At 47.7% G+C, this 17,229-nt stretch carries 15 protein-coding genes and 3 tRNA genes; 10 read left to right on the top strand and 8 right to left on the bottom strand.

What is annotated here, in order from left to right; genetic code table 11:
• Positions 1 to 176 precede the first annotated feature (176 nt).
• From C943_RS16715 to C943_RS16690, 5 genes are all read left to right on the top strand, one after another.
• Positions 177 to 250, top strand: a tRNA-Pro gene (locus tag C943_RS16715).
• A gap of 27 nt (positions 251 to 277) precedes the next feature.
• Positions 278 to 351, top strand: a tRNA-Arg gene (locus tag C943_RS16710).
• A 41-nt stretch (positions 352 to 392) separates the two neighbouring features.
• Positions 393 to 465, top strand: a tRNA-Lys gene (locus C943_RS16705).
• Between the two features lie 376 nt (positions 466 to 841).
• Positions 842 to 1,429: a hypothetical protein gene (locus tag C943_RS16695; protein WP_040481119.1), complete on the top strand. Its 588-nt coding sequence runs from the start codon at positions 842 to 844 to the stop codon at positions 1,427 to 1,429.
• 360 nt (positions 1,430 to 1,789) lie between these two features.
• On the top strand, positions 1,790 to 2,170 hold the full coding sequence (locus tag C943_RS16690) for a hypothetical protein (RefSeq protein WP_008630172.1): 381 nt from the start codon (positions 1,790 to 1,792) through the stop codon (positions 2,168 to 2,170).
• Between the two features lie 337 nt (positions 2,171 to 2,507).
• Here the strand turns inward: C943_RS16690 and C943_RS16685 are convergent, their stop codons facing one another.
• The 7 genes from C943_RS16685 to C943_RS16650 form a co-directional block, all read right to left on the bottom strand.
• Complete coding sequence (locus C943_RS16685; RefSeq protein WP_008630171.1) at positions 2,508 to 3,875, bottom strand: alkaline phosphatase family protein; 1,368 nt, start codon at positions 3,873 to 3,875, stop codon at positions 2,508 to 2,510.
• A complete protein-coding gene (eboE, locus tag C943_RS16680) occupies positions 3,872 to 5,083 on the bottom strand; it encodes a metabolite traffic protein EboE (protein ID WP_040481118.1) in 1,212 nt (403 codons plus the stop codon). Before eboE ends, C943_RS16685 begins: the two co-directional genes overlap by 4 nt.
• Before the next feature lie 2 nt (positions 5,084 to 5,085).
• Positions 5,086 to 6,234 carry a 3-dehydroquinate synthase gene (locus tag C943_RS16675; protein WP_008630167.1) on the bottom strand — a complete coding sequence of 383 codons (1,149 nt, stop codon included), beginning with the start codon at positions 6,232 to 6,234 and terminating at the stop codon, positions 5,086 to 5,088.
• Between the two features lie 46 nt (positions 6,235 to 6,280).
• Positions 6,281 to 7,195, bottom strand: a complete 915-nt coding sequence (eboC, locus tag C943_RS16670; protein WP_008630165.1) for a UbiA-like protein EboC — start codon at positions 7,193 to 7,195, stop codon at positions 6,281 to 6,283.
• 3 nt (positions 7,196 to 7,198) lie between these two features.
• On the bottom strand, positions 7,199 to 8,110 hold the full coding sequence (locus C943_RS16665; protein ID WP_008630163.1) for a TatD family hydrolase: 912 nt from the start codon (positions 8,108 to 8,110) through the stop codon (positions 7,199 to 7,201).
• A gap of 68 nt (positions 8,111 to 8,178) precedes the next feature.
• Entirely contained in the window at positions 8,179 to 9,069 is an 891-nt protein-coding gene (locus C943_RS16660) for an EboA domain-containing protein (protein WP_008630161.1), read from the bottom strand.
• 289 nt (positions 9,070 to 9,358) lie between these two features.
• On the bottom strand, positions 9,359 to 9,622 hold the full coding sequence (locus tag C943_RS16650) for a BPTI/Kunitz-type proteinase inhibitor domain-containing protein (protein WP_040481114.1): 264 nt from the start codon (positions 9,620 to 9,622) through the stop codon (positions 9,359 to 9,361).
• 209 nt (positions 9,623 to 9,831) lie between these two features.
• Here C943_RS16650 and C943_RS16645 point away from each other — a divergent pair, with 209 nt between their 5' ends.
• Positions 9,832 to 11,157, top strand: a complete 1,326-nt coding sequence (locus tag C943_RS16645) for a pyridoxal phosphate-dependent aminotransferase (RefSeq protein ID WP_008630151.1) — start codon at positions 9,832 to 9,834, stop codon at positions 11,155 to 11,157.
• Between the two features lie 530 nt (positions 11,158 to 11,687).
• Here C943_RS16645 and C943_RS16640 read toward each other — a convergent pair.
• Entirely contained in the window at positions 11,688 to 12,824 is a 1,137-nt protein-coding gene (locus tag C943_RS16640; RefSeq protein WP_008630148.1) for a zinc dependent phospholipase C family protein, read from the bottom strand.
• Between the two features lie 207 nt (positions 12,825 to 13,031).
• On the opposite strand from C943_RS16640, the gene rpsT reads away from it, so the two are divergent.
• From rpsT to pheT, 4 genes are all read left to right on the top strand, one after another.
• Positions 13,032 to 13,286 (top strand): 30S ribosomal protein S20, encoded by a 255-nt coding sequence (gene rpsT, locus C943_RS16635; RefSeq protein WP_008630145.1) that lies wholly within the window; start codon positions 13,032 to 13,034, stop codon positions 13,284 to 13,286.
• A gap of 115 nt (positions 13,287 to 13,401) precedes the next feature.
• Entirely contained in the window at positions 13,402 to 14,100 is a 699-nt protein-coding gene (radC, locus tag C943_RS16630) for a RadC family protein (protein ID WP_008630143.1), read from the top strand.
• A gap of 3 nt (positions 14,101 to 14,103) precedes the next feature.
• On the top strand, positions 14,104 to 14,721 hold the full coding sequence (locus C943_RS16625) for a DUF1684 domain-containing protein (protein ID WP_008630141.1): 618 nt from the start codon (positions 14,104 to 14,106) through the stop codon (positions 14,719 to 14,721).
• Between the two features lie 94 nt (positions 14,722 to 14,815).
• Positions 14,816 to 17,227 carry a phenylalanine--tRNA ligase subunit beta gene (gene pheT, locus C943_RS16620; protein ID WP_008630139.1) on the top strand — a complete coding sequence of 804 codons (2,412 nt, stop codon included), beginning with the start codon at positions 14,816 to 14,818 and terminating at the stop codon, positions 17,225 to 17,227.
• The last annotated feature ends 2 nt before the right edge of the window (positions 17,228 to 17,229 follow it).

The following is a 17,229-nucleotide window of genomic DNA, read 5'->3' as shown; positions in this document are numbered from 1 at the left end:
CAGCGGGATCACAAAATAGATTCAAAAGGAATCTAAGCTATGGTGATAAATTTTGAATCTGACTTGGATGGTTTTGTTGATTTAATGTATGGGCCTGGTCCACGATGGCTATCGGGACGAATCCCAGCGGGATCACAAAATAGATTCAAAAGGAGTCTAGATGTAGTAAAAAGTTTCGGGGTGTAGCGTAGCCCGGTATCGCGCCACATTTGGGATGTGGAGGTCGTAGGTTCGAATCCTGCCACCCCGACTTAATCTGACTAGTGATAGTCATCCGGGTCCTGTAGCTCAACTGGATAGAGCAACTGCCTTCTAAGCAGTAGGTTTCAGGTTCGAGTCCTGACAGGATCACTTAGGGTATCAAAGCGGAATCAAGTTCCGCTTTTTGTTTTGATTCCGTAGCTCAGCTGGTAGAGCAATACACTTTTAATGTATGGGTCCTGGGTTCGAATCCCAGCGGGATCACTTGATTATATAAAGCAGGCTGGTGGCCTGCTTTTTTGTTTTTTTTGGGTTATCAGCGGCGGATGCAATTACTCCCGTCCAGCACTGGGATTTGTTTTTCACCTGATCTCAAACTATATTCAGCTGTATTGTTCGGTTTTGATTTCCAATTACAAATTGGGTTGATAATAGGGTGGAATTACATCCACGATGAATATCGGGATCCACCCAGCCACCACCGGAAGTCTATACTACACTCGGGGGATTGAAAGAGAAAAATATGATGGGGGATTAGGCGGACATATGGTTGACACTTGGTTGGATCATATGGTTGGTTACTGGCGAAGCTTCGGGATACAGGTGAACGTCTTTGAAACGTTAGAGGATTGAATCGTACATGAAGAATAAACTTATTGTTTCAGTTTTATTGTTGGCCACTTTTTCCTGCGATAGGGTAAATAGGCTAACTGCGGAGGATTACGCTTGGATGCCATATGGTGAAAACCAGACGCTCGTATTCAAATCAAATTTTGGAGAAATTGACACCATATTTCTTTTGAAAAAGGATACAATTTTTGGGTACCCGGAGGCACAAAAGTTCAATGGAATCGTGACACAACACGTGGTAATTTATTGTAGGCATACAAGTCCGATAAAGGGCGGTCATAGATACTTGACTGGAGAATTTTTTTCGGTTTTTAGAAATAAACAGAATAAGACATCGATTGATGTTCAATTAAGGACAAAGAAGGCAGCATTTTATGGCTATCGTCATGAACTTCTTATCGAGGATCTTTTAGCCGATGGCTTTATCACATTAGTTACAACACAGGCAGAATATGAAGATGTCTTGGTATTCTCCAGCGACCCGTACTTTTCCAACCGAGAAAGATTTATTTCCAATTTGTATTGGAGCAAGTCGAAAGGGTTGGTTCGTTATGAGAAAACGGACGGTGAATGTTGGGAATTGGTTGAGGGGGACTGATCCCCCTCTAGTAGTAAGTATCTTGTGAAGACCTTGATTTGAATCAAAGACATGTTGTAAGAAGATTGTAGTAATCCTACCGCAAGCGCTGATTAAGTGGACGTTATATTCATCTCTACCATGCTGCTCTATAACCTCGCGGAGATTCTGGCGTCCGGCCTCAATTCGGAGCCCGAACCCGAGGCTCATTTGCAAGGAACGACTTGATTGATATTGGAGGAAAAAGTATATATTTCGGCATTCGAGTGGTTTCTTTTTTTGGTCAAATCGGATGTATCGTTTCTCATTTTTGCTTGAAAAAAGAATCCTTTGAATTCAACCTACAATAATCCCTCTAATTCATCTTAACCAATTCCCTTTATGAAAAAAGTGTTGTTTCTCATGCTGTTGGTGTCCACGATGCTGGTATCCAATGGTTTTGCCCAGTCTGAGCCTTCCGAAGACTTCTTTGTCGGTTCTTGGGAAGTAGTGATCCTCGGTACCCCCTATGGCGATGTCAAGATGATTGCCCAGCTGTCGCGTGTAGACGGCAAATTGTCCGGCGACTTGGAACCTGTCATGGAACCTTCTCCCGGCAAAGTCCCCATTGACCGTGTCGAAGAAAACGGTGATAGCATCACCATTTATTTTTATGCCGAAGGAACCGATATCGACCTGAAGCTCACCAAAGTGGACAATGATAACCTGCAGGGCATGGTAATGGGCCAAATGAGCTCGACCGCCAAGCGGATATCGAAATAAGGACATCTTGGAAAAGAAAAAGACCCGGGAGACCGGGTTTTTTTATGGCCGATCTCCAACTTGTATTCCCACTAAATATCCATTGGACTGCCAATGATCCAGATTCTGCGATACTTGGAAAATAAAATATTTGGCTCGCAGCAATTGGTCGTCGATTTTCTAAATAGTGCATTTATAGTTTATCAATGAACTTGATAAACCTTGTATTATGACTACAAAATATCTTGTATTTATAATACAAACTTTTGCAAATATCTGATAAAGAGGCTATTGATAAAAATCGATTTCCTTCGGCGGGATATTTCAATTCGAAAGTTTGTGGAAACAGGAGCGCTTCCTAATGTCCGGCCACCGTTTCGAAGATGATATCAAACACTTCTTTTCCTTCGACATTTGGTTTCACTTGCTTGTTAGTCACCAGAATCGGCCAGTCCTGCTTGTCTTCGGGGATTCGGCCGTGGGAGCCTTTGACCAACGTGGCGTCCAGGGAAATCACGTCCATCAGATAGCGGAAGCCGAGTTTCTTTTTGAGGAGTTTGAGGCCGATTTTACCCTTGAGGAACTTGATATTGGGGTCGGCGAGGGTTTCCACGGGATCGTAGCCCGGCTTTCTATGGATATCCACACAGCGGGCGTAGTCAGGCGCCTTGGCATCGTCCAGCCAAAAATAGTAGGTAAACCATGCGTCCTTATCCGCTACGGCCACCAATTCCCCTGCCCGTTCGTGGTCGATTTGATACGCTTTTTTACCTTCATTGTCCAACACCTTCTCAATCCCTGGCGTGTTTTCGAGCAGTTTTTTGACGGTAGGAATGTCGGTCGGATTTGCCACGTACACATGCGCCAATTGGTGGTCGGCAACTGCGAAAGCCCGGCAGGTTCCAGCATCAAGGGTTTCCCGGCCCAATTCATTTTTTACGGCGATATAGCCTTTTTCCCGGAGAATCCGATTGATGTGCACGGGTCGGTTGACGGTCGTGATGCCGTACTCGGAGAGCAGGATGATTTCCGTGCCTTGGGCCTCAAAATACTCGATCAGGTCCTTGCAAACCGCATCGATCTCTTCCAAGTCTTTTCCAATTTTGGAAAAATCGAGGCCATAGCGCTGCAGTCCGTAATCGAGGTGGGGGAGATAGATCAAATTGAGGGTTGGGTTGTACCATTCATCGATTTTCTTGGCGGCTTTTGCGATCCAAGCGGTGGATTCTATGTTGGCATTTGGCCCCCAAAAGGAGAACAGCGGAAATTGGCCGAGTTCCTGCTGCAGCCGGTCCCGAAGTTCCATCGGTTGGCTGTGGATGTCGGGGAGTTTTCGGCCATCGGCTGGGTAAAGCGGGCGCGGTGTCACGGCAATATCGACGGAGGAGTACATGTTGTACCACCAAAACATATTGGCACAGGTGAAATTCGGGTCCAGTTCTTTGAGTTTGTCCCAGATTTTGGGTGACTGCACGAGTTTGTTGGATTGGCGCCAAAGCTTCACTTCACACTCGTCCCTGAAATACCAGCCGTTGCCGACGATGCCGTTTTCTGCTGGGGATTTTCCCGTCAGGTACACCGATTGTGCCGAGCAAGTCACTGCCGGAAGGACCGGGTGGATGAAGGTTTTGCTGCGTTTTTCGATCCAATGTTTCAAAAATGGGGTATGCTTCCCAATCACGCGGGAAGAAAGGGCCACGACATCAAGGACAACGGTTTTTTTCATGCTTTCATGTGTTGGATGACCCATTCTAATTCTCGGATGATGGACTGGGAAAGGTCGATTCGCAAGGCTGGCTCGAGTACACCCCAAGTGTAGGTTTCCACTTCCAGGTGCTTGCAGACGGGCTTGTGCGCGATCGCATCGAGGACCTCCACAATCGCGTCTTGGGTCGAGGAGAAATAGCCGTAGTGTTTGAGAAACAAAGGTACGTGGAAATGGATCCTGAATTCCTCCGCCTTCGAATTGGGAAGTAAGCGTACCGCTTCGGGCAGGTCGGGGTAGGATTCCGTATTCCCGGAAGCCGTTTTTCCCACTACTTGGTGGAGGTAGGTAGATTCAGACAGTTGGCTGAGTTTTTCTTTGAGCTTGTCCCGTTCCTGCTGCGCAGCAGGAACATCCACTTTCAACGCAGCGCTGATTTGTATTTTGCCGATGTTGATGCCCGCTTTTTCAAATTTGGCGAAGGTAGCTGTCGGCTTTTCGTACACGATCGCAAAGTGGCAAACGTCGTAGCAGACTTGGATATGCCTGAGGATGATTTGCGTCGCATCTCCGCTTGGGATATGGTGTTTTTCAGTCAGGTATTTGGTGCCGATAGGCAGCAAGTAATCTTGGAAGAAGGCAATTGTTTCGTCTGAATTTTCCAAGATGCCATCCGGTTCGGGTTCGATATCGAGGTGAAGGAAATTGCCGGTCTGGTTTTCAAGAAAGTGCAGATTTGCAGCGACTTCGGCTAGATTCACCGCGGCGCGCTCCAAGACTCTGTTTCGTTCTTCCGCAGTCTTTTGCCAAAAGCGGTAAGAAATCGGTGAGGTAGAAATCCCGCCTTCCATGCCGCTGGGTATGATTTCCGCCAAAATCCTGAAAAGCCTGAGTGTATAGTCAAGTCTTTCGGCAGTGGACCAGTCGGGGCTATGGACCTGGTCTTTGACGACCGTCTCATGAAAATCACCGTAGGGAAAGCCGTTCATCGTAAAGACGTAGCAATTTTCACTTTGGAGCCAAGTCTTGAATTCCGTCAAGTTATTGCCCTGATCCAATTCGATACTAGCCCGATTGGAAAGTCGCAGGCCGATGCCGAATGATTGCGTAGGACTGACAGCCTTTTTGACATTGGGGATATGGACTTTCAGGCTGTTGAACGTGTCCCGCCAGGTTTCGCCGGGGTGGATATTGCTGCAGTAGGTGAGGAGGTGGTTGGCGATCAACATGGTCAAACTGGTTCCTTTTTCAGGGAAATTTGTTCCAGATAGGCTACCGCTTTCCTGACCAAATCCCCATCCATCTCGTGCACTTCTTCCCCAATGCCGATGCCGCGCAGCAGCATGATGGTCAATTGGCCGCCAAGATGCTCTTGGAACTCCTGGAGGCCTTTGAGGAGGTTTTCTCCTGTAAGTGCAGGATCAAAAAGATCAAATCCCAAAGCTGAGATCAGCGCTAGAATCCGTTGCAATTCTTCGGCCTTGAGCCAGCCCTTGAGGTGCGAATAGGTGCTGTCGAGCGCGATGCCGATAGCGACCGCTTCACCATGGCGAATCGAATAATTGGTCAAATGCTCCAATTTGTGTGCCGCCCAATGCCCAAAATCCAATGGTCGCGATGAACCCATTTCGAAGGGATCTTTGCCTGCAATATGGCCCAAGTGCATCTGCGCGCAGCGGATGATGGAGGTTTTCATCGGTTCCATATCCCGCTTGGCAAGTGCTGCGGCATGCCGCTCCAGCCAGTCGAAAAACGATCCGTCCTTGATCAAAGCCACCTTGATCGCTTCCGCCAAACCCGAGCGCCAATCCCGGTCGTCGAGCGTCTTGAGGAAATTGAAATCGTTGATGACTGCGAATGGTGGTGCAAAGCTGCCGAGGTAGTTTTTCTTGCCGTAGGCATTGATGCCGTTTTTGACGCCCACACCCGAGTCGTTTTGGGAAAGCACGGTGGTTGGGATACGGATGTGCCGGATGCCTCGATGGGAGATAGCGGCTGCAAAACCCGACATGTCGAGTACCGCCCCGCCACCAATCGCGACGATGTACGAATGTCGGTCAATCCCATAAAGGTGCGTGGCTTCCATGATTTGTTCCATGATGGCGCGGTCGTTTTTGCTCGACTCACCTCCCGGTACGATCAAAGGCTCAGCGCAGAGAAACAGCTTGTCTGAATGTGCTTTCGCATAGGATTTTACTTGCTCAACCAAATTCGGATGGTGTCCCGCCACGCCGCTGTCGATGACAAAAAATGTTTTTGAAGCCTTTCCCTTTCCCAAGGTTTCCGCCAGCAAAGTGTTTTTCGGATCGAAAATATCTTCCGAAAAACAGACATTGTATTGATAAGGAACTGTAAAACTTTGCTTCAAAATCGTATTCATGGGACCTTCTTTTCAAAATGATCGGCGCATCGTTCCCAAAAAATCCTCAGGTTACAGCAAAAATCTTGGCTAACCGGAGGGATATTGGCAACAGCAACAAGATCACCAAACCGTACAACCAGCCCCCAAAACCCGCTGCCAAGGACGCATTGAGAATGATGAGGGAAATAACGGCAGCTTTCACAGATTTTCCAATCAATTTGGGTTCTTGTTTCTGAATCGCCTTGATCAATGGCGGAAAAACCATGTAGGCCAAAAGGCCAATGAAAGGAAACGCCTGTATGCCGGCTTTTCCTTTGCCGAAGGAGATAATCACCAAAGTCACTATGATGCCACCATAGAGGCCCAATCCCCCGTACAGGGCGCCTTTGTTTTTCCCATGGACTTCGCCGCGGCTGACCATGGTGATACCGGATACGTAGGCTAGCGGAATCAGCCCCAAAGGCCATAATTCGGGCACCTGGGTAGGGATGGCAGAAATTCCAAGCAGCAAATTTCCTGTCCTGCAAAGGCCCATATTGATTGGGCCAAAGATCGATTGGTGCTTTCCCCAAGCGTCATAAAGCAGGGCGCAGGCAGCCACAGCCATGGCGATGTACCCGCTCAATTTTCCTACCTGAAAAGCAGCCAAAATTCCCACGATCAAAAAGAGTGATGCCATGAATATCGCTCCCAACTTGGAAGCTCGGCCGCTGGGTATGGGCCGCTCTGGCCTTTCGACAGCATCGAGCTTTGCATCAAAAATATCGTTGAAGGCTACTCCGCCACCGTAAAGACCAATGGTCGATAACGTCAACCAGGCCAAAATTGACCAATAGCTAGGATCTTGGACTTGGGGGAGAAAAAGCAAAACCGCCGCACCGGAAACGGTAAATCCCGCCCATATGTCCGCGATGGCGGTCACGATATTGGCAGGACGGAGGAGCTGGGCGTAAGCTTTGAATCTCGAAATCAAGGTCATGGTTTAATTCTCAACTTTATCTGCAGGCCCTTCGACGCGGGGCACTTGCCCTCCACGAAGGACCGTGTTTCCAAATAGTTTTTGTCTTTGGTCGATCGGTGCGGCATTGAGCCAGTCCGATTCGTGCATTTGTCCGCTTTGGGAGTAGGCGATCAGGGCGTTTTGGTAACAAGTCATGCGAATGTGTTCCTCTGGGATTCCATGCTTGCGCATCAGCGCCGCTGTTTTTGGCACGGCCAAGGGATCGCTTACGCCCCAATCAGCCGCAGAGTCTACAATGATGCGCTCGGGTCCGTATTGCTTGACGATTTCCACCATTCGCTCACTGCCCATTTTGGTATGGGGATAGATTGTAAACGCGGCCCAAAATCCCCTGTCCAGGACTTCTTTCACTGTTTCTTCATTGTTGTGGTCGACGATGACCATTTTGGGATCGAGGCCATGTTCGTCGCTGACGTCCATGCTGCGGGTAGTACCTCGCTTCTTGTCCCTGTGTGGGGTATGGATCAAAACCGGCAATCCGACTTCTTTTGCCAACTCCAGTTGCAGGCGGTAATACTTGTCTTCCGCGGCCGTTTGGTCATCGTAGCCGATTTCGCCGACGGCCACCACGCCGTCTTTGGTTGCAAAAAGCGGCAGCAGTTCCATCACCTCCTCCGCCAAAGCTTCATTGTTGGCTTCCTTGGAATTAAGGCCGATCGTGCAGTAGTGTACGATCCCGAAGTTTTTGGCGCGGAACCTCTCCCAGCCTACCAAGCTGCTGAAATAATCCTTGAAGGTTCCCACCTCTGTGCGGGGCTGACCCAGCCAAAATGCCGGTTCGATGATGGCCACTACGCCTGCTTTGCGCATGGCTTCGTAGTCATCAGTGGTGCGTGAAGTGACGTGAATATGTGGGTCAATGTACATTTCCATGGGTAAGGGTATCTAAAGGATGGTAAATTTAATCGGTTAATTGGGATGCAGGCAAGGATTCTGGGGCATTATGGATTCGCCTCGCGGAACCGTTCCCCGATGGAGGTCCAGTTGATCGAACCGCTTTCGATTTCTTTCTTGAGCTCTGGAAATTCGTCCATCAAGACTTTTGCCTCAGGCAGCGGACTTTGGTGACAGGCCAACAATGCTGCCTCTACCTGCAAGGGGTCTTTTGTGGCAATCACTTTCCGGATATCGCCCAAGCGCTGGGAATTCAGGAACGGAGCCACAAACCGCCATGCTTCCGGCATCACGGACCTTCCCGCAGCCCATCTTTCGTGGGCGAAATCGACCAGGGTATGCGCCAGGTTTTCATTGGCGCGGCGGTCTGAGTCAAGGATTTGGAACAAAGGACGCTGCATGAAGATGGCTTTGACAACCATTTGGTTCCAAGCAGCTTCTTCCAGATGCTCTGCCGGAAAGGGATTGTTGAGCGCAACAGCATCAAACACCAACGTAATATTTGTCCGCAGGCCCTCTACTGCCCTGGCCACAAGGTGTTCCTGAAACGGCATCAGCGGCAGGGCAGCATAAAGCGATTTCAACTCATGCATGTCGGCTGTTTCGAAAAGCTGGCGCACACTTTTCATCCAAGCGGCTTCGTCGGGGCTGGGGTATTGCAACAGTAAATAAGTCCGCGCCGCCTGCAACTGGTCCCAGGATTCGGGAATGAATCCCGGACGAAGGGATTTTGCTTCATGGATTTTGGAGGCGGAGAGAATCAAAGGTTCTTTCTTGAAGTACCGGGAGGCTTTGCCAAAGGCGAGGAAAAACTTCATCGAAGTTTGGCTTTTCTGTATTTCTTCGCCTTGTTGCCCCAGCCAATCCATTGAAGATGCTTCACTTTGCTGCTTCAAAACTTCCCACAAAAATGCGGCAAAACGGGTGCTATCTGACATGGCTGTTGGTTCGTTATTTTGGATTTTTTTCGAAGAAAGCCGATGTCGAAAGGTGTCTGGGTCGGCTTTTCAGTCTGTTGTAAAAATAGGGATTTATGCCTTTGAGGGATTTACCAAAAAAATAAAAATAGCGCTGTTTTGGGAATGTCTGAGCAAAATCATCAAAAAAGGCCTATCGCGGTACCTCAATCCGCTTTTGGGCAAAAACATCAGATTGCTTATAGCATGTATGAATCGAGTTGTGCGGTAGAAGTTTTTTTCAAACCTCCCGGGCAATACGGACCTCAAATCACAAACATTTGCATTCCTTACATTCTTCCTCTGTCTCGAAGCCTTTAGGTGAGCAGCCGCTGTGGCCGACCAACTCACACCTGAGTTTCTGCTTGTTGTAAAACCACCTTTCGAAATAGGCTGAGCAGTCTTCACCGGTCTGAGGGACTTCGCTGCAAGTTGCAAAGTTGGGCTCGCAGTCTTTGGAACAGCCAATCATGCCGGCTACAGCAAACAGAAGAACTACAGGAATCAGGGTTTTGACTTTTGGGTACTTTTTCATGATGTTAAGCTACCTCTATTTTTAAAATCCTAGACGCATTAGCCGCCGGAAATGTGATTGATTTCAGGAAAATTTTTCTGGTTCGTTTTTTCTAGGTAACGCTGGTTAGGGTTGCCGATTTCGCATCGCTCCCCCACAATTCCTGTCGAATCTTGAATATTCCTTTCGCTTTTTTGTTTATTTGTTGCTAATTTCCAAATACCCACACCATGAGGACGATTTTGCTGCGGCCGGGCGCCGAGGAGTTGAATTACGAGATCAGGGGAATAGTCAAAAAGGCCCGTCAGATTGAGGCCTTGGGCTATGAGATTACCTGGGAAAATATCGGCGACCCAATCCAGAAACACAACAAAGTCCCGGCGTGGATGAAAGAGATTGTTTCTGAGCTTGTCAACGAAGACCGTTCCTATGGGTATGCTGATTCCAAAGGCGTATTGGAAACAAGGAAATTCCTCGCGGGACTCAACAACCAAAAAGGTGGCGCCCAAATTTCTGCAGAGGATATTTTGTTTTTCAATGGTTTGGGCGATGCGATCGCCAAGTTGTATCAATTCTTGTTACCCACTGCCCGCATTATCGGACCTTCGCCTGCGTACAGTACACACAGTTCCGCTGAGGCCGCGCATGCCAATACCGCCCCGGTCACCTATACCCTTGACCCTGCCAACCAATGGCTGCCCGACATGCAGGACCTGTACAACAAGGTCAAGTACAATCCAGCGATTGTCGGCATTTTGATCATCAACCCCGACAATCCTACGGGCATGGTGTATCCCAAGGAAGTCCTGCAGGGCTTTGTGGACATTGCACGGGAGTTCAATTTGCTGCTGATAGCAGATGAGATCTACCAAAACATCACTTACAACGGCGTAAAGGCCACCGCACTTTCAGAAGTGATTGGGGATCTGCCGGCGATTTCGCTGAAAGGAATTTCCAAGGAATTTCCCTGGCCGGGTTCACGCTGCGGCTGGATGGAGTTTTACAACCGCAATGCTTCCAAGGAATTCAGCAAGCTAGTCCAGACGCTCGAAAATGCCAAAATGATCGAGGTTTGTTCGACGATACTGCCACAGCTTTCCATTCCAAAGATCATGTCCCATCCACAATACGCTGCCTATCGTGCCGACGCCAACGAGAAGATTGGCAGACGCAGCCGTATCATGGCGGAGATTTTGGGCGATATTCCCGGGATAAAGTTTAACCCTACCAAGGGTGCCTTTTACAATACGGTCGTTTTCGATGAAAACTTTTTGGAAAAAGACCAATTTCTGTCCATCACAGATCCGAAGCTCAAGGAACTGCTGGACGGCTGGCTGGCACAGGATCCGGAAATGCCTTTGGACAAACGGTTTGTCTACTATCTATTGGCTTCGGCAAATATCTGTGTCGTGCCGATTTCATCCTTTTGCTCAGACTTGCGGGGCTTTCGCGTGACGCTTCTGGAAGAAGACGAAGCCGTGTTCAGGCAGACTTTCGAAAAATTGGGCAGGGCGATCCAAGCTTATTTGAATTCGACCAAGAAGGAATTGGCTTGAATTGAATTTTATGGCCAAAATAGTCTTCATTCCAAAAGCCTCAATGATCGTTTTTTGCCATTAGAGAAAAATTCCGACGATTGTTTTGGGTGAAGTGTTTTTTTGATAATTTTCCGAAAATGATCGGATATGAAATTGCTAATGAAGTTAAAACCGTGGCAGATTTTTCTTATTGTGCTTACGGGTTACGTTTTGCAAGTATTTACACTTCCTGAGCCAATGATGAATGCGTTGGCAAAGGTTTTTGGAATGATATTATATTCCTTGTATCCGATATGTATCGGACATTTTTTACAGGATGCTCTACCCAAAAAAGTGGAAATGTATCATTCTTTTTTCCTGGTCAACGTATTTATCTGGATAACTCTTTATGCGCTCGCAATGATATGGTCCGGGGGTGTGGACATAACGTTTAATGGAATTTGGGCAATTCCAGGCATGTATGCTTTGTTCGCTTATATCTACATGTTGTACTTTTCTGCCAAAACTTTGAAATCAGCCGATAGGAATCGCGAAGCGAAGTTTTCCGATTACGCCGGTGAATTTTTTCTTTTGGTTTTCCTTCCGATTGGTTTATGGATACTGCATCCAAAAGTTAGAGAAATCGCAGGTAGACCAATAGAAGAAGAGGAATAGAACCCAAACGAGCGAAAGTCAAAATAGTGGCCTATACGCAATAAACGTTGCCTTTTTGAAAAGTTTGATACTTCGGCTAATGTACCATCCTCATGTTCCCTGATTTTTAGCTTTTCGTCCCGGTCAAATTTTTCGGGATCGAAATCGAGCTTGTTTTGTATCAAACCATCCAAATCGGGTTGGCCTGCATCTATCCAAGCGGTGTACCAGAAATCAGCCACCATCTTGACCGCCCTGCGCATTTGCCGCTCGACCTGTCCGCCGAGCGCTTGGTGGTAGGCCAAGGTAAATTCACGGCTGTACTGTCGTGTATTGATGCCTCCGCGCTCTTCGAATGTGTACTTTTTGTCCTCGGGAAAGCGGGTGCTGATGGTTTTTTCAAAGCTAAGTACTGAATCCAGCGCCGCGTGTGTATGCGCAAGCGTGTTCCAAATCTCGATTTGAGGGCTTCTGAGATAGTCCGCTTTCCCCACAAAGAAGTCGTAATCCTCCGATAGCAGTTCCGGAATCCTGCTTTCCCAAAAACCGTGGATGCCGTATTGGTTGGTCAGTTGGCCGTTGTAGTTTTTGGTCGTATGCAGGGGCACATGCATGTCGCCGATGTAATGTCCCAAATCCGCTGCGAGGCGAAGGATGGCTTTGGGGTCTTTGCGCTTCATGGCCTCGGTCAGCAGGATTTTGGTATGGTAGACATTCCATGGGCCGATTCCTTTGGAGCGAAGTTCGGCTTCGGAATATTGTTCCAAGGCCTGCTGCCAATAGCGTGGGAGTTTGTGTACTGCGCTATCCCCATACGCGTCCAGGTCGATGAAGTGCTTTTCGGCTTCGCCAAGGACCGCGTAGCGCCGTTTGTCGGGGTTGACGGCATTTTCGGTCATAAAGTCGATATGGTATTTGAAAAAACCGATCATTTCAGGCGGCAGGGAAAATACTGAGAGCCGATTGATCCGCTGGTGGGCATAGAATCCCCAGGCTTGGCTTTTTTGGGAAGAAAGTATAACAATGGAAAGAAAGAGGATGATCAGTCGCATAGTGTAAAAATAACTCTTTAGTGATTAAAATTGAATTTTTTTTGATTTACCTTTGTGCCCGTAGGCGGTAATCACCAACATTCATTGATTTTCGGGCTTGACCAGGTTTTGTTCGAATTTCCCTTTGTGTTTAAAAATTAATCAATTACATTTGCACTCCGTTTTAGGGAAAAAGGGTTGTAAATCGACATTAAGTAAATTAAGGATATGGCAAATCACAAATCGGCACTTAAGAGAATCCGTGCAAACGAAGCCAAGCGTTTGAGAAACAAATATCAGCACAAGACGACAAGGACTTTTATCAAGAAGTTGAAGTCTGTGACCGATAAAGTCGAAGCGCTCGAACTGTTCAAAACAGTTACCTCTATGATTGATAAGCTCGCCAAGAAGAATATCATTCATAAAAACAACGCAGCTAACAAGAAGTCAAAATTGGCGAAATTCGTTAGCTCGCTTTCCTAAACAAGAAATTAAACGTTTAAATAGCCCCTTGCAGCAGCTTGGGGCTTTTTTTGTTTTTGTGCATTCGGTATTTTTAGTCGATACAATTTTCCAACAGTATCATTGGTGAATTTTTATGGAGGAATACAATTCTATCAAGATTTCCGCTTTGGCGGAGGAGGACAGACCTAGGGAAAAACTTTTATTAAAAGGAAAAGCGGCACTTTCTGATGCGGAGTTGATCGCGATCCTGATCGGCTCGGGGTCCAAAAACCTTTCCGCGGTTGATCTTTCCAAGCATATCCTTTCCAAGGTCAATTATGATTTGGCGGAATTGGCTAAGTTGAGCCTGGCGGACCTCCAAAAGTTTAAAGGAATCGGCGAAGCCAAGGCGATAAGTATCGTGGCGGCTTTGGAACTAGGCCGCAGGCGGAAATTGATCACCGATTCCCCCAAGCGCCCAAAAATCACATCCTCTGCGGATGTATATAATCTGATGAAAACAGAACTTTTGGACGAACCTGTAGAGCATTTTTATATCGTGCTGCTCAACCGGACCAATTATGTGATCAGAAAACAGTTGATAAGCTCAGGAGGCACCAGCGGCACGGTGGCGGATCCCAAAATAATCTTCAGATATGCTTTGGACAGCCTCGCCAATTCGATCATCCTGGTCCACAATCACCCATCAGGCAGTGCCAAGCCTTCCGAACAAGACCGCCGCCTGACGACAAAGCTCAAGGAGGTCGGGAAAAATCTCGATGTTCCCGTCGTCGACCATCTCATTTTCACGGATGTTGGCTATTTTAGCTTCGCCGATGAAGGTTTGATGTGAATTATGAAAAGTAGAAATATCCTGATTTTGGGCGTTCTTGCCGTGATTGCTATCGCTGTCGGCTACACGCTGACCGCCACTGAGTCTCCTGAAGCCTACCTTGAAAAGGTCGAAAAAGAGCGTGAGCGCCAATTCAAGTACCTCAAATACAACATTGAATCCCCGCTGACCGAGTTACAAAAAAAGGAGTTGAGGGCTTTGGAACATTATCCAATTGACCCCAAATACAAGGTGAGGGCTAAGATGGTGCCGGTGGAGGACCGCAGAATGCTGGAATTGCCGATGACAGACGGTTCAATTGAAAAATATTTGAAGCATTCCTGGGCCGAATTCGAATGGGAAGGAAAAACTGTCCGTTTGCTGCTGCTGCAAGCAGCAAAGGAGCAGGACAAGCGGAATTTCTTTTTGGCCTTTGCTGATGCGACGAGCGGTAGTGAGACCTATGGCGGTGGGCGCTACCTGAACCTCAGGCAAGATGGAAAAAACAGTATCACGATTGATTTCAACTTAGCTTACAACCCCTACTGTGCCTATAATCCGGACTTTGCATGCCCGCTTCCGCCAAAGGAGAATATTATGGAAGTGGGTATCCTGGCAGGGGAGAAGGATTACAAGAAGTAAATGCCAAGATTGCTGGGACAATTTTTTGGCAAGGGGTTCCCCCCTCCACCAATTCTCTTAAATTTGTGCCTTGCTCTGAAAAAAGCGGATTTTCATGAAGATATCGATCAATAGATTAAAGGATTTCATTGCCCTGGATCAAAGTCCGGAAGAAATAGCAGCTTTGTTGACGGGTTCAGGATTGGAAGTGGAAGGAATCGAGGTCTTTGAATCTATCAAAGGCGGCCTGGATGGAGTGGTAATCGGACAGGTCATGACTTGCGCCAAGCATCCCAATGCAGACAAGCTGAGCGTGACCACCGTCGATATCGGGACTGCCATTGTGCCGATCGTTTGCGGTGCGCCCAATGTCGCCGCAGGGCAGAAGGTCGTCGTGGCCACGGAAGGTAGCACGCTTTACCCCATTTCGGGCGAACCTTTTGAAATCAAGAAAGCAAAAATCCGGGGAGAGGTTTCCCAAGGTATGATCTGTGCCGAGGATGAGGTTGGTATCGGTGAAAGCCATGCCGGCATCATGGTCTTGGATACGGATTTGCCAAATGGGACTCCCGCCGCCGAGTACTTCAAAGTGAGTAAAGACCATGTACTGGAAATAGGCCTGACGCCGAATAGGTCCGATGCTGCTTCACATTTGGGAGTGGCTAGGGATCTCAAGGCGCTTTTGAAAAGGGAAATTTGCATTCCCTCCGTGGATGCATTCCAGTCGGACAGCAATCAGCGACCGATCAGTGTCGTGGTAGAAAACGCGGCGGATTGCCCAAGATATTCAGGCTTGACCATTTCAAATGTAGAGGTTGGACCTTCTCCGGCTTGGCTGCAGAATTATCTTCGTACCTTGGACCTCGAGCCCATCAACAATATCGTGGACGTGACCAATTTTATTCTCCATGATTTGGGTCAGCCGTTGCATGCGTTTGATGCAGACAAAATTCAGGGCGGAAAAATCATCGTGAAGAAACTGCCGCAAGGCACCACTTTTGTCACTTTGGATGATAAGGAAAGAAAGCTTTCAGGAGGGGAATTGATGATTTGTGATGAAAAAGGAGGTCTTTGCATAGCCGGGATATTTGGAGGGAAAGGCTCCGGCGTCTCCGACACGACCCAAAACATTTTCCTGGAATCTGCTTATTTCTCACCAGACGTGATTAGGAGAGGGTCCCAATATCACGGATTGAAGACCGATGCTTCCTTCCGATTTGAAAGGGGCACCGATCCAAATATGCCTATCTACGCATTGAAACGCGCTGCGCTCTTGATCAAAGAGATCGCAGGAGGGGAGATTTCTTCAGAAGTAGTGGATGTGTATCCGAATCCAATCCAAAATCTTGAGATAGAAGTTTCCTATCGAAACATCAACAGGCTCATTGGAAAGGAATCGGAGAAAAGCGAAATCAGGACCACTTTGGGTCTTTTGGATATTCGGGTTTTTGATGAGCAGGAAAATGGTTTCAAAGTTTCAGTGCCACCGTACCGCGTCGATGTGACCCGCGAGGCCGATGTCATAGAAGAAATCCTGAGAATCCACGGGTTTGACAATGTGCCTTTGTCCGAGACACTGAAAGCGGATTCTTTGGCCGAACATCCAGCTAAGGACTTCAACAAACTTCAGTACAGACTCAGCGAGATATTGTCCGGGATCGGCTTTTACGAGATCATTACCAATTCCCTGACCAAGCCTGTTTATGCGGAAAAATCCGGCTTTCTGAATCCTGAACGGAATGTCGAGATACTCAATAAACTCAGCGAAGACTTGGGAGTGATGCGGCAGAGTTTGTTGTTTTCAGGTTTGGAGGTCTTGGCATACAACATCAACCGTCGGCAGACGGATCTCAAGATGTTTGAGTTTGGTACGGTGTATGCCAAAACCGAAAATGGATACCAAGAGGAGAAGCGACTGGGTATTTTCCTGACAGGTGACAAGCATATCGAGTCTTGGCAAATGCCATCTGTGCCTGTCGGTTTTGCAGATTTGTACAGCGTGGTGGATTTGATCCTGGAAAAGCTTGGATCTGAAGGGGCGGAAGTCGAAATCATCCACGAAGCGCCCTATGATTACGCGCTCAAGTTGACATTGGGTACCAAGGTTCTGGGCACTGTCGGCTTGCTGCAAGAGGAGATATGTAAGCTGGGGGAAGTTAAGCAGGAGGTGTTTTTTGCAGAGCTGAGTTGGGATTTGTTGACGAAAAAAGCCAAAGGCTTGAAAAAGTACCAGGAAATATCCAAATTCCCGGAGGTTAGGAGGGATTTGTCTTTGGTAATCGACCGTCAGGTGAGTTTTGACAAAATCAAGAAAGTCGCGGTCAAAGCCGGAGGTAAATTGCTTCAGCGTATCGGGGTTTTTGACGTGTATCAAGGAGACAAGATTGAGGCAGGCAAAAAGGCCTACGCTTTGTGCTTTTTCCTGCAGGATTCCGAGCAGACCTTGACAGACCAAGTGATCGAGCGGACCATGTCCAGATTGATCCAAAGCTTTGAAAATGAGGTAGGAGCCTTTATCAGAAAATAGAA

The organism is Mariniradius saccharolyticus AK6, assembly GCF_000330725.2.
GTDB lineage: Bacteria > Bacteroidota > Bacteroidia > Cytophagales > Cyclobacteriaceae > Mariniradius > Mariniradius saccharolyticus.
Note: the sequence above shows the minus strand (reverse complement) of the source record. Positions and strands in the feature narration are given on the sequence as shown.